At 74.0% G+C, this 14579-nt stretch carries 2 protein-coding genes; both read right to left on the minus strand.

What is annotated here, in order from left to right; all coding sequences use genetic code 11:
- A partial coding sequence (locus E1295_RS51545) for a type I polyketide synthase (protein ID WP_132640218.1) occupies positions 1–6281 on the minus strand: 6281 nt, incomplete at its 3' end.
- Positions 6282–6525: 244 nt separating this feature from the next.
- Positions 6526–14556, minus strand: a complete 8031-nt coding sequence (locus E1295_RS42820) for a type I polyketide synthase (protein ID WP_220449171.1) — start codon at positions 14554–14556, stop codon at positions 6526–6528.
- Positions 14557–14579 lie beyond the last annotated feature (23 nt).

The following is a 14579-nucleotide window of genomic DNA, read 5'->3' on the forward strand; positions in this document are numbered from 1 at the left end:
GGAGCCAGCGCCGCCTCACACTCCGCCATCCGCGCCGCGAACACCGGCGACCCGTCCAGCAGCTCCACCCCCATACCAAGCCACTGCGACCCCTGACCGGGGAACACGAACACCGTCTTACCGGCCGCACCGGCCACTCCCTGCACCACGGCCGAGGCAGCACCTCCGGCCAGCTCACGCAGCCCCGCCACCAGCTCGTCCCGATCGGAGCCGATCACGACGGCGCGGTGATCGAACACCGACCGCGACGCCACCAGCGAATGCGCCACATCCACCGGCCGCGTATCCGCCACCGCCTCGGCCAACCGGCCCGCCTGAGCCCGCAACGCCTCCGCGCTACGACCCGACACCACCCACGGCACCACCGAAGGCTCCTCCACCGGCTCGATCTCCGGCTCCGTGGCGGGTCCCTGCTCGATGATCACGTGCGCGTTGGTGCCGCTGATCCCGAAGGAGGAGACGGCGGCCCGGCGGGCGTGCCCGTTCTGCTGCCACGGCTGCGGCTCGGTGAGCAGTTGCACCGCGCCGGCCGACCAGTCCACGTGCGGCGACGGCTCATCCACATGCAACGTCCGCGGCAACACCCCATGACGCAGCGCCATCACCATCTTGATCACACCCGCCACACCCGCAGCCGCCTGCGTATGACCGATGTTCGACTTCACCGACCCCAACCACAACGGCCGCTCACGACCCTGCCCATACGTCGCCAGCACCGCCTGCGCCTCAATCGGATCACCCAGCGAAGTGCCGGTGCCGTGCGCCTCGACCGCGTCCACCTCGCCCGCCGACACCCCCGCGTTCGCCAGCGCCTGACGAATCACCCGCTGCTGCGACGGACCATTCGGAGCCGTCAACCCATTACTCGCACCGTCCTGATTCACCGCACTCCCACGCACCACCGCCAACACCCGATGCCCAAGACGCTCCGCATCCGACAACCGCTCGACGAGCAGCATCCCGACGCCTTCCGACAGCCCGAAGCCGTCGGCCGCGCCGGCGAAGGACTTGCACCGGCCGTTCCTGGCGAGCGCGCCCTGCAGGCTGAACCCGATGAACCCGACAGGGCTGCACATCACGGTCACGCCGCCGGCCAGGGCGAGGTCGCAGTCGCCGTTGCGCAGCGCCTGCACGGCCAGGTGGAGGGCCACCAGCGACGACGAGCAAGCGGTGTCGACCGTCACGGCCGGGCCTTCGAGGCCGAGCGTGTAGGCGACCCGGCCGGACACGATGCTGCTGAGCGTGCCGGTGACGAGGTGTCCCACCGATTCCAGCGGGATCTGGTCGGAGTTGCGGCCGTACTCCTCGTAGGCCGCGCCCACGAACACGCCGGTACGGCTGCCGCGCAGCGAGGCGGGGGCGATCCTGCCGTGCTCGATGGCCTCCCACGAGGCTTCGAGCAGCAGCCGCTGCTGCGGGTCCATGGCCAGGGCCTCGCGCGGCGAGATCCCGAAGAACGCCGGGTCGAACTCGCCCGCGTCGTGCACGAAGCCGCCCTCGTTCGTGTACGAGGCGAGCGGGGCGTCCGGGTCGGGGTCGTAGATGCCGTCGACGTCCCAGCCGCGGTTGTCCGGGAGCGGGGAGATGGCGTCCCTGCCTTCGAAGACCAGCCGCCAGAGGTCGTCGGCGTTCCGCACGCCGCCGGGCATCCGGCAGGCCATCCCGACGATCACGATGGGGTCGTCGGCGACGGGGCCGCCGCCGGCGCTCGCGGGCACGATCTCGGCCTGCGTGCCGAGCAGTTCGTCGCGTACGAGGCCGGCGAGCACCTTGACGTTCGGGTAGTCGAAGACCACGGTCGCGGGGAGCCGGACGCCGAGTGCGGCGTTGAGCCGGCCGCGCAGTTCGACGGCCGTGACGGAGTCGAAGCCGAGGTCCTTGAAGGCCCGGTCCACGTCGACCTCGGCGGGGGCGTAGCCGAGCACGGCGGCCACCTGTTCGCGTACCTGCTCGACCAGGAGGCGTTCGCGGTCCTCCTCGGCCATCGGCAGCAGCCGGGCGCGCAGTTCCGAGGACTCGGCGGTGGACTCCGTCTCGTTCTCGCGGGCCGCGAGCGCCTCGGGCACGCCGTCGAGCAGCGGGCGCGGCCGTGAGGCGGTGAAGACGGGGCAGAAGCGGGCCCAGTCGACGTCGGCGATGACGAGGTTGCCCTCGCCGTCGTCGAGCGCCTGCCGCAGCCCGTCGACGGCCATCGCGGAGTCCATGAACTTGACGCCGGTCCTGCGGGCGTCCTCCTCGTCGAGAAGGGTGGTCATGCCGCCGCCCGCGGCGTCCCAGAAGCCCCAGGCGATGGCCGTACCGGCCAGGCCGCGGCCTCGGCGGTGGGCGGCGAGCGCGTCGAGGTAGGCGTTGCCCGCGGCGTAGGCGCCGTTGTGCGCACCGCCCCAGATGCCGGCGCCGGAGGAGAAGAGCACGAAAGCGTCGAGCGGGCCGGTGAGGACGCGGTCCAGGTTGGCCGCCCCGACGATCTTGGCCTGGGTGGCCTGGGCCAGTTCGTCCTGGCCGAGCGCGGTGATCGCCTGGATGTGCGGCACCCCCGCCGTATGGAAGACGGAGCGGATGCTGTCGCCGCCGTCCTCGATGCCGCGGACGAGCGCGGCGAGCGCGTCGCCGTCGGTCACGTCGCACTTGGCCACGGTCACCCGCGCCCCGAGCCCTTCCAGCTCGGACACCAGCTCGGCGGCTCCGGGGGCGTCGGCGCCGCGCCTGCTGGTGAGCACCAGGTGCTCGGCGCCGCCGCCGGCGAGCCAGCGCGCGACGTGCGCGCCGAGGCCGCCGGTGCCGCCGGTGATGAGCGCGGTGCCGCGCGGCCGCCATCCCTCGGCGGGGCCGGTGCCCGTTCTGGGCGCTCTGGTGAGCCTGCGGGCGAAGACGCCAGAAGCGCGTACGGCCACCTGGTCCTCGTCGCCGATGCCGGCGAGCACGGCCGCGAGGCGGCCCGCCACGCGCTGGTCGAGCACCTCGGGCAGGTCGACGTGGCCGCCCCAGCGGCCCGGCTGCTCCAGGCCGAAGACCCGGGCGAGCCCGGCGACGGCGGCCTGCTCGGGGTCGCGCAGCAGGTCGACCCGGCTGACGCTCTCGGCGCCGTCGGTGGCGATCCAGAGCGGCGCGTCCACGCCGGCGTCGTCCATGGCCTGCATCAGCGCGAGCGTGTCGGCCAGGCCGCCGTAGAGGGAGAGCACGCCGGCCGGGTCGTCGCCGTCGCGCAGCAGCCCTGCGAGCTCCTGCCTGCCGCAGGCGTGGATGGGCTCGCAGCGGGCCCCGTGCCGTTCGAGCGCGTCGAGGACGTGGGCCACCGCGTCGTCCCCGGCCCTGCCTGCGGGGACGACGACGCGCCACGTACCGGACAGCGTGGACGCCGTCGCGCCGGGAACGGTCAGCGGCGCCCAGGTGACGCGGTACCGCCAGGAGTCCAGCACGTCCTGGTCGCGCCTGCGCCGCCGCCAGGACGACAACGCCGGAAGGATCGCGGCCAGCGGGGAGCCGTCCTCGATGCCGAGCGTGGCCGCGAGCGCGCCCACGTCCTCCCGCTCCACCGCCGCCCAGAACTCGGGGTCGACGGAGTCCGCGGCCGGCTGCTCCGCCGCGCCGGTGCCCGGCATGTACCAGAAGCGTTTGCGCTGGAAGGCGTACGTGGGCAGGTCGACGCGGCGGGGGCAGGCGTCGGCGAAGTAGGCGTCCCAGTCGATGGTGACCCCCCGGCAGTGCAGGTGGCCGAGCGCCTCGGCGAAGGCGCGGGCCTCGTCGCGGTCCTTACGCGCGGCGGTGACGAAGGCCGCGGCGTCGTCGCTGTCGAGCGTCTGCCTGGCCAGGCTGGTCAGGGTGCCGTCGGGGCCGAGTTCCACGAACACCGTGGCGCCGGCCGACCTGGCGGCGGTGACGGCGTCGGCGAAGCGAACCGCCTGGCGTACGTGGCCGACCCAGTAGCGGGGGTCGGTCAGCTGCCCGGCCTCGGCCTTGCTGCCGGTGACGTCGGAGATGACGGGGATGGCGGGCTCGTGGTACGTCAGCGACGCGGCGACCTGCCCGAACTCCTCCAGCATCGGCTCGACCAGCGGCGAGTGGAAGGCGTGGGAGACGCGCAGCCGCCGGGTGCGCACCTGCCGCCCGGCGAGCTTCTCGGCGATCTCGTCCACGTCGGCCGCCGCGCCGGAGACGACGACCGCGCCCGGCGCGTTGACGGCGGCGATGCCGGTCCGGCCGTCGCGGCCCTCCAGCAGCGGCAGCACCTCCTCCTCGGAGGCGGCGACGGCGAGCATGGCGCCGCCCTCGGGCAGGGCCTGCATGAGCCGGGCGCGCGCGGCGACCAGCGTGCAGGCGTCGGGGAGCGAGAGCACGCCCGCCACGTGGGCGGCGGCGATCTCGCCGACCGAGTGCCCGGCGAGCACGTCCGCCTCGACGCCCAGCGAGGTGAGCAGCCGGTAGAGCGCCACCTCGAAGGCGAACAGCGCCGGCTGGGTCATGCCCGTCTCGTCCAGCACGCCGTCGGGGTCGGTGAACATGACGTCCCTGATGGGGTGCGGCAGCAGCGGGTCGAGGACCTTGCAGACGTCCTCCAGCGCGTCGGCGAACACCGGGAACGCCCCGGCCAGCGCGGCGCCCATGCCGACCCGCTGGCTGCCTTGGCCGGCGAACAGGAAGGCGACCTTGCCGCCCGTTCCCGCGCCGGTGACGGTGCCGGGCGCGGCGGCGCCGCCGGCGAGGGCCCGAAGCCCCGCCATCAGCTCCTCCCCGCTCTCCCCCACGATGACGGCGCGCTGGTCCAGCGCGGCCCGGCCGGTCGCGAGCGACCAGCCCACGTCGGCGGGGCGCAGGTCCGGCCGCTCGTCCAGCCAGCCGGCCAGCCTCTCGGCCTGCGCGGCGAGCGCCTGCCGGTCGCGGGCGGAGACCGCCCACGGCACCAGCGGCAGGTTCAGCCCGGCGGCCTCGGGCTCGTCCTCGGCCGGCGCCTCCTCGATGATCAGGTGGGCGTTGGTGCCGCTGAAGCCGAACGCGGAGACGGCGGCGCGGCGGGGCGCCTCGCCGGGCTCCCACGGCCGGGGCGCGGTGAGCAGCTCGACCGCGCCGGCCGACCAGTCCACGTGCGTGGACGGCTCGTCCACGTGCAGCGTGCGCGGCAGCGTGCCGTTGCGCAGCGCCATCACCATCTTGATGACGCCGCCGACGCCGGCGGCCGCCTGCGCGTGGCCGATGTTCGACTTGAGCGAGCCGAGCCAGAGCGGCCGGCCGCCGTCACGGTCCTGCCCGTACGCGGTGATCAGCGCCTGCGCCTCGATCGGGTCGCCCAGGGTCGTGCCGGTGCCGTGCGCCTCGACGGCGTCGACCTGGGACGCCGACAGTCCCGCGTTGGCCAGCGCCTGCCGGATCACCCGCACCTGGGAGGGCCCGTTGGGTGCGGACAACCCGTTGGAGGCGCCGTCCTGGTTGACGGCGCTGCCGCGGATGACGGCGAGCACGTGGTGGCCGTTGCGCTGGGCGTCCGACAGCCGCTCGACCAGCAGCACGCCGACGCCCTCGCTCCAGCCGGTGCCGTCGGCGGCGTCGGCGAACGACTTGCACCGGCCGTCGGCGGACAGGCCGCGCTGCTGCGAGAACTCGATGAACGTGTTGGGGGTGGCCATGACGGTGACGCCGCCGGCCAGCGCCAGCGAGCACTCTCCGCGCCGCAGCGCCTGCACGGCGAGGTGCAGGGCCACCAGCGACGACGAGCAGGCCGTGTCGATGGAGACCGCGGGCCCCTCCAGGCCGAGCGCGTACGACACGCGCCCGGAGATGACGCTGCCCAGCGCCTCGGCCCTGAAGTAGTCGTGGTACATGACGCCGGCGTAGACGCCGGTGCGGCTGCCGCGTACCGAGGCCGGGTCGATGCCGGCGCGTTCGAACGCCTCCCAGCACGACTCCAGGAACATCCGCTGCTGTGGGTCGGTCCCGAACGCCTCGCGCGGGGAGATGGCGAAGAAGCCGGCGTCGAAGTCGGCGGCGTCGTAGACGAAGCCGCCCTTGCGCGCCGTGGTCGTCCCGGGGTTGTCCGGGTCGGGGTGGTAGAGGTTCTCGCTCCAGCCGCGGTCGGTGGGGAACTCGGAGATCGCGTCGCCGCCGCCGTCGACGAGCCGCCACAGCTCGTCCGGCGAGGTGACCCCGCCGGGATAGCGGCAGCTCATGCCGACAATGGCGATCGGCTCGTGCTCCCTGCCCTCGATCTCTCGCAGTTGCTGCCTGGTCTGGTGCAGGTCGGCCGTGACCCGCTTCAGGTAGCCCCGGAGCTTGTCTTCGTTTGCCATCAGAGCCTCCTGAGAGGGCCGTCGCCTTCAGGCGATGGAGGAATCGGAAGCCGGAGGGCCGCCAAGGCCCGAGCGTGGATTGGCAGAACCTCAGACATGGTCGCCACCTCCGGATAGGACTGAGCTTGTGCTTTTGGGCATCGGTCAGGGCTTGGCCGTCGTCTCCCGCGCGAGCGGGGCGAAAAGCTGCTTCCTTCATGGAGCGGAGGAGTCACCGAACGTAGCCCTTCTCGCGCTGCGAATATCAAGAGATCTCAAGCTCGTTGTCGATGAAGGCGAACATCTCGTCGTCGGAGGCCGACTCGATCTGGTCGGCGACGTCGGATGTCCCGCCGAGGCCGTTGAGGCCGGACAGGAGCTCCTTGAGGCGCGTGGTGAGCCGGCTGCGCACCGTGCTGTCCTCGGCGAGTGTGGTGAGTGATTCTTCGATCTGGTCCAGCTCCGCGAAGAACCGCAGGATGCCGGCCTCCTCGTCCTTCGTCTCGGCGAAGTACCCCATGAGGTGCTCGGTCAGGGCGACCGGGGTGGGGTAGTCGAAGACGGCGGTGGCCGGGAGCCGCAGCCCCGTGGCCCTGCCGAGCTGGTTGCGGAACTCGACCGCCGTCAGCGAGTCGAACCCGAGGTCCTGGAACGGGCGCTGCGGGTCGATCGCCGAACCGTCGGAGAAGCCGAGCACGGTGGCCGCCTGGCCGCGCACGATGTCGGCCAGGGCCGAGCGGCGCTCGTCCGGGTCGAGCGTGGCCAGCCGGTCGGCGAGCCCGTCGCCGCTGCCGGCCCGCCGTACGGAGGTCCTGGCGCTGGTGCGGGCCTGCACGAAGCGGGCGGGGACGAGCAGCGCCTTTCCAGCCGGTACGGCGGCGTCGAACAGCCCGAGCCCGTCGGCCGCCGACAGCGGCGCCAGCCCCATCCGCGCCAGCCTGCGCAGGTCGGCCTCGGACAGTTCGCCCGTCATGCCGCCCTGCTCCCACAGCCCCCATGCCAGCGACGTCGCCGCCAGCCCTTCGGCGGCCCGCAGTTGCGCGAGCCCGTCGAGGAAGGCGTTGGCCGCCGCGTAGTTGCCCTGACCGGCGCCTCCGAGCACGCCCGCCATGGACGAGAAGAGCACGAAGGCGGTCAGGTTCCTGTCGCGGGTGAGCTCGTGCAGGTGCCAGGCGGCGTCGGCCTTCGGCTCCAGCACGCGGTCGAGCCGCTCGGCCGACAGCGACGTGATCACGCCGTCGTCGAGGACTCCGGCCGTGTGCACCACGCCCGCCAGCTCGTCCACGCCTTCGAGCAGCGTGGCGAGGGCGTCGCGGTCGGCCACGTCACAGGCGGCCACGGTGACCTCGGCGCCCAGCTCCGACAGCTCCGTCGCCAGCTCGGCCGCGCCCGGAGCGTCCGGTCCGCGCCGGCTGACCAGCAGCAGGTTCGCGACCTCGTGCTCGGTGACCAGGTGACGCGCGACCAGCGCGCCCAGCCCGCCCGTGCCGCCGGTGATCAGCACCGTTCCTTCCGGTCCGAACACCGGACGCGGATCCGCCAGGTCTGCCGCCTTGCCGAGCCGTGGCGTCAGCAGTTCGCCGCCTCTGACGGCCAGCTGCGCTTCCCCGCCGGCCAGCGCCCGGCCGACGACGGCCGGGTCCAGCCGCTCGGTGTCCACGTCGCCGTCCAGGTCCAGCAGCACGAACCGGCCGGGCTGCTCGGCCTGCGCGGCCCTGACGAGCCCGCTCACCGCCGCCTGGGCCAGGTCGGGCCGCTCACCGGGAGCGGTGGCGACGGCGCCGCGCGTGAGGATGACCAGCCGCGAGGATTCGAGCTGTTCCTCGGCCAGCCAGCTCTGCAGCAGGTCGAGAGCCTCGTGCGTCGCGGCGTGGTGGCCGGGTCCCGTGGGGCAGCCGACCAGGACGGCCTCGGGCAGGTCGGCCGGGTCGTGCAGCGCGCCGAGCGTGGCCGCGTCCGGGTACGTCGCCGCGCCGGTGCCGAGGTCGTCGGTCCCGAGCAGCGCCCACCGGACCTCCTCCTGCGCGGGCTCGCCGGTGACCGGGGTCCACTCGATCTCGTGGAGCGCGCCCTGGTTCGCGCCGCCGAGCCGCGCGGCGGCCAGGGGACGCAGGGAGAGGGTGTCGACGACGGCGACCGGCGCGCCGAGCTCGTCGGCGATGGCCAACCTGATCGCGGACCCGCCGGCGTTGGTGAGCTTGACCCGCAGGCAAGTCGCGCCCGCCGCGTACAGGGACACGCCCGACCACGCGAAGGGCAGGTAGGGCCGCCCCGGCTCCGGCCGGGGCAGCAGGCCGCCCAGCGCGGTGGCGTGCAGCGAGGCGTCCAGCAGCGCCGGGTGCAGCCCGAACCGGCCCGCGTCCGCGTGCGCCTCCTCGGGCAGGACGATCTCGGCGAACACCTCGCCGTTCCGCTCCCAGGCGCTGGTCAGCCCCTGGAACGTCGGCCCGTAGTCGAGCCCGATCGCCACCATGTCGTCGTAGAGGTCCTGGACGGCGACCGGCTGGGCGCCCGCGGGCGGCCACTGCGCCAGGTCCACGTCCGGCTCGGGCACGCCCGCCGTGAGCGTGGCCTGGCCGTGCGGGGTCCAGTCGGTGGTGTCCTGCGCCCGCGAGTGGATCGCCAGCGCCCGGCGGCCCGGCTCCTCGGTGGCCGTGGACACCAGCTGCAGCTGCACACTGCCGTCCTCCGGCACCACCAGCGGGGCCTGCAGGGTGAGCTCGGCAAGGTGCGGGCAGCCGCTCTCGTCCCCGGCCCGGATGGCCAGCTCCACCAGCGCCGTGCCCGGCACGATGACGCTGCCGCCGACCACGTGGTCGGCCAGCCAGGGGTGCGTGGCGGCCGACAAGCGCCCGCTGAAGACCACCGTCTCGCCGCCGGCCACCTCGGTCGCGGCGCTGAGCAGCGGGTGCTCGACGGCTCCCAGGCCCGCGGTGGTGACGTCGCCGGTGCCCGGTCCCGGCAGGAGCCAGAAGTGCTCGTGCTGGAAGGCGTAGGTGGGCAGGTCCACGCGGGACGGGCGCGCCGCCGCGAAGTACGCCGCCCAGTCGACGGCGACGCCGTGCGCGTGCATCCGGCCCAGCGCCTGGACGAACGTACGCGCCTCGTGCCGGTCCTTGGCCCTCGTGCTGACGAAGGTCTCGTCACCCGTGAGGGTCTGCTGGGCGAGGCCGGTCAGCGTCGTGTCGGGGCCGAGCTCGACGAACACGGTGGCTCCCGCCGTACGGGCGGCGGTGACGCCGTCGGCGAACCGCACGGCGCCGCGTACGTGCTCGACCCAGTAGGCAGGGTCGGTCAGCTGACCCGGCTCAGCCAGACGACCCGTCACGTTCGAGACGACCGGAACCGCAGGCTCGTGGAAGGTGATCCCGCCGATCGCCTGCGCGAACTCCGCCAGCATCGGCTCCATCAACGGCGAATGGAAAGCATGCGACACCCGCAACCGGCGAGTACGCACCTGGGCCTGAGCCTCGATCTCCGCGACCGCCGCCTCATCACCCGACACCACCACCGCAGCCGGACCGTTCACCGCCGCGATCCCCACCCGATCCTCACGACCGGCCAGAAGCCCAAGCACCTCGGCCTCCGCAGCGGCCACCGCCAGCATCGCCCCACCAGAAGGAAGCGCCTGCATCAACCGGGCACGAGCCGCCACCAGAGCACAGGCGTCCTCCAGCGAGAACACCCCAGCCACATGAGCAGCCGCGATCTCCCCGACCGAGTGCCCGGCGAGCACCGCGGGCGCGACGCCCAGCGATTCCAGCAGCCGGTAGAGGGCCACCTCGAAGGCGAACAGGGCCGGCTGGGTCATGCCGGTCTCGTCCAGCACCTCTGCCGGGCCCTGCGCCATGGTCTCGCGCAGCGGGTGGGGCAGCAGCGGGTCGAGCACCCGGCAGATGTCGTCCAGTGCCCGCGCGAAGACGGGGAACGCGTCCGCGAGCTGCTCTCCCATGCCGACCCGCTGGCTGCCCTGCCCGGCGAACAACATCGCCGCCTTGGCCCTCGACCGGGCCAGGCCGGTCTCTGCCGCCGGTTCGCCGTGTCTGCCGTCGGCCACCGCCGCCAGCGCCTCCAGCAGTTCGGCGCGGTCCGCGCCCGCGACCACCGCGCGGTGTTCCAGCACCGCCCGGCCGGTCGACAGGGACCAGCCGACGTCGGTCACGTCCACGTCGTGCGTCTGCATCCAGGTGCGCAGCCGCGCCGCCTGCGCGGCCAGCGCCTGCTCGCTCCTGCCGGACAACACCCACGGCACCACGGGCAGCCCGGCCGCGGGCTCGGGCGCGGGGGCCGGCTCGGGCGCGGGGGCCGGCTCTGCCGGCGGCTCCTCCAGCACGACGTGCGCGTTGGTGCCGCTGATGCCGAACGAGGAGACGCCGGCGCGGCGGGGCGTCTCGTCGGACTCCCACGGCCGGGCCTCGCTCAGCAGCCGGACCGCGCCGGCCGACCAGTCCACGTGGGTGGACGGCCGGTCCGCGTGCAGGGTCCGCGGCAGCGCGCCGTTGCGCAGCGCCATGACCATCTTGATGACGCCCGCGACGCCCGCGGCGGCCTGCGCGTGGCCGATGTTCGACTTGATCGACCCGAGCCACACCGGCCGGTCCTCGGGCCGGTCCTGCCCGTACGTGGCGAGGATGGCCTGCGCCTCGATCGGGTCGCCCAGGGTGGTTCCGGTGCCGTGCGCCTCGACCGCGTCCACGTCGGCCGGCGACAGCCCGGCGTTGGCCAGCGCCTGCCGGATCACCCGCTGCTGCGAGGGACCGTTCGGGGCGGTCAGGCCGTTGCTGGCGCCGTCCTGGTTGACCGCGGAGCCACGCACCACGGCGAGCACCTGGTGGCCGTTGCGGCGCGCGTCCGACAGCCGCTCCACCAGCAGCACGCCCGAGCCCTCCGACAGCCCGACGCCGCCTTCCGACTCGGCGAACGCCCGGCACCTGCCGTCGACCGACAGGTTGCGCTGCCGGGAGAACTCGATGAACGTCCACGGCGTCGCCATCACCGTCACACCGCCCGCCAGGGCGAGGTCGCAGTCGCCCGAGCGCAGCGCCTGCACCGCCAGGTGCAGCGCCACCAGCGACGACGAGCACGCCGTGTCCACGGTCATCGCGGGGCCTTCGAGCCCGAAGACGTACGACACGCGGCCGGAGGCGACGCTGCCGGAGTTGCCGGTGCCGATCAGCCCTTCGAGCTGGTCGGGCACGGAGGAGAGCTGGCTGGCGTAGTCGTGGTACATGACGCCGGCGAACACGCCGGTCCTGCTGCCGCGCAGCGCGGTCGGGTCGATCCCGGCCCGCTCGACGGCCTCCCACGACGTCTCCAGCAGCAGCCGCTGCTGCGGGTCCATGGCGAGCGCCTCGCGCGGGCTGATCCCGAAGAAGCCGGGGTCGAACTCGCCCGCGTCGTGCAGGAAGCCGCCGTGCCTGGAGTAGGAGGTGCCGCGGTTGCCGGGCTCGGGGTGGTACAGCGTCTCCAGGTCCCAGCCGCGGTCGGCGGGGAACTCGGAGATCGCGTCGCCGCCCTGTTCGAGCAGCCGCCACAGTTCCTCGGGGGATTCGACGCCGCCGGGGAAGCGGCAGGCCATGCCGACGATCGCGATGGGCTCGTCGTCGGCGGCCGTGGCCCGCGTCCGGACAGCGCTCTCCTGCGTGCCGAGGAGTTCACCGTGCAGGTGGCGGACGAGTGCTTCCGGGGTCGGATAGTCGAAGATCAGGGTCGCGGGGAGCCGCATGCCCGTGGCCGCGTTGAGCCGGTTGCGGAACTCGACCGCCATCAGCGAGTCGAATCCCAGCTCCTGGAACGGCATCCCGTCGTCGATCGCCGACGGGTCGGCCAGGCCGGCCACCACGGCGACCTGGGAGGCGACGAGATCCCGCAGCGCTGTCTGCTGCCCGGCCGGCGGCAGGGCAGCGAGCTGCTGCTTGAGCGTGGCCGCGGCCTCCGACGCGGCGGTGACCACGCGCCTGCCGGACCCGGTGACCAGGCCGCGCAGGAGCGGGGGAACGGCGTCGGCCTGGGCTCCCATGGTCTTGACGTCGAGGTGGGCGGGGACCAGCACGGCGCGGTCGTGGCGGAGCGCGGCGTCGAACAGGTCGAGCCCGTCGGCCGCCGACAGCGGCGCCACGCCCATCCGCGCCAGCCTGCGCAGGTCGGCCTCGGACAGTTCGCCCGTCATGCCGCCCTGCTCCCACAGCCCCCATGCCAGCGACGTCGCCGCCAGCCCTTCGGCGGCCCGCAGTTGCGCGAGCCCGTCGAGGAAGGCGTTGGCCGCCGCGTAGTTGCCCTGACCGGCGCCTCCGAGCACACCCGCCATCGACGAGAAGAGCACGAACGCCGACAGGTCCAGGCCGCGGGTCAGCTCGTGCAGGTGCCAGGCGGCGTCCGCCTTCGGCTCCAGCACGCGGTCCAGCCGCTCGCCCGACAACGACGTGACCACGCCGTCGTCCAGCACGCCCGCCGTGTGGACCACGCCCACCAGCGAGTCTGCGACAGAGGTGATCACCCCGTAGAGCGCCTCGCGGTCGGCCACGTCACAGGCCGCCACGGTCACCTCGGCGCCCAGCTCCGACAGCTCCGCCACCAGCTCGGCCGCGCCGGGCGCGTCCGGCCCGCGCCGGCTGAGCAGGAGCAGCCGCCTGACCTCGTGCTCGGTGACCAGGTGCCGGGCGACCAGCGCGCCCAGCCCGCCGGTGCCGCCGGTGATGAGCACGGTCCCGCCCGTACCGAACGCGGGCCGCCCCTCACCGCTCGGTACGGTCCGGCTCAGCCTCGGCACCCACACCTGGCCGTCGCGCACGGCCAGCTGCGGCTCATCCGACGCCAGCGCCCTGCCGACCGCGTCGTCGGCGCCGTCGTCCAGGTCGAGCAGGACGAACCTGCCGGGCTGCTCCGCCTGGGCGGCCCTGACGAGCCCCCACACGGCCGCCTGGTGCACATCCTGTGCGGGCGCGTCCCCGGCCGGCACGGCGCCGCGGGTGACCACGACCAGCCGCGACGCCGCGAACCGGTCGTCCGTCAGCCACTCCTGCAGCGCCGCCAGCACGTCGTGGACCGCCCTGCGGGTGCGGGCGGGCGCCTCGATCAGCACCCGCTCGGGAACCGTCGCGGCGCCGGCCAGCGCCGTCAGGTCGGCGACCCGCTCGTAGCCGGCCTCGGCCACGCCGCTTGCGGGCAGCGTCACCCAGTCGAGCTGGAACAGCTTGTCGCGGTGCCTCCTGGTACGGCCGCCGTCCTGCGGGGCCACCGGCACCGGCCGGGCGGCCAGGGCGCCGATCGTGGCCACGGCCAGCCCTTCGGTGTCCATCAGCGTCACGGAGACCGATCCCTGTCCGGCCGGGGAGACCCGCACCCGCACTCTGGTGGCCCCTGACGCGTGCAGCGCCACGTCGCTCCAGGCGAACGGCAGGTACGGCCTGCCGGGCTCGGGGTCGGCCAGGAAGGAGCCGAGGGAGATCGCGTGCAGGGCGGCGTCGAACAGCGCCGGGTGCAGGCCGTACCCGTCGGTGTCGGTGTCGTCCGGCAGCGCCACCTCGGCGAAGACGTCGTCGCCCCGCTTCCACGCCGCCCGCAGCCCTCGGAAGGTCGTGCCGTAGTCGAGGCCCATGCCGGCGAGGTCGTCGTAGTGCTCGTCCAGGTCCACGGCCTGTGCCTGCTCCGGCGGCCAGGTGCCGACCGGCTCGGGGACCGCCGCGTCCGCCGCGGACAACACGCCCGCGGCGTGCTGGACCCAGTCGGTGGCGTCCTGGATCCGGGAGTAGATGCCGAACTGCCGGCGTCCGTCCTCGTCCGGTGCGCCCACGGCCAGCTGGAGCTGGACGGCTCCGTGCTCGGGCACGATGAGCGGCGCCTGCAGCGTCAGCTCCTCGACCAGGCCGCAGCCCGTTTCGTCGCCGGCCCTGATGGCCAGCTCGACGAGTGCCGCGCCGGGCAGGAACACCTGCTCGTTGACCTTGTGGTCGGCCAGCCACGGGTGGGTGGCGACGGACACGCGGCCGGTGAGCACGACCTCCCCACCCGCGGCCAGGCCGGTGAAGGCGCCCAGCAGCGGGTGGCCGGTGGCCTCGAGCCCCAGGCCGGCCGCGTCGCCCGCGCCCGCCGATCCCTGCAGCCAGTAGCGCTGGTGCTGGAAGGCGTAGGTGGGCAGGTCGATGATCTGCGGGCGGGAGCCGGTGCAGGTCTGCGACCAGTCGATCTCGACCCCGCGTACCCACAGCTCGGCCGCGCTCGCCCACAACCGGCGCAGACCACCGTCGTCACGGCGCAGCGTGCCGACCGACACCGCCTCGCCACCCGACTCCTCCAACGTCTCGCGGGTGCCGATCTGCA

Source organism: Nonomuraea mesophila (assembly GCF_004352805.1).
In the GTDB taxonomy this organism is placed as follows: domain Bacteria; phylum Actinomycetota; class Actinomycetes; order Streptosporangiales; family Streptosporangiaceae; genus Nonomuraea; species Nonomuraea longispora.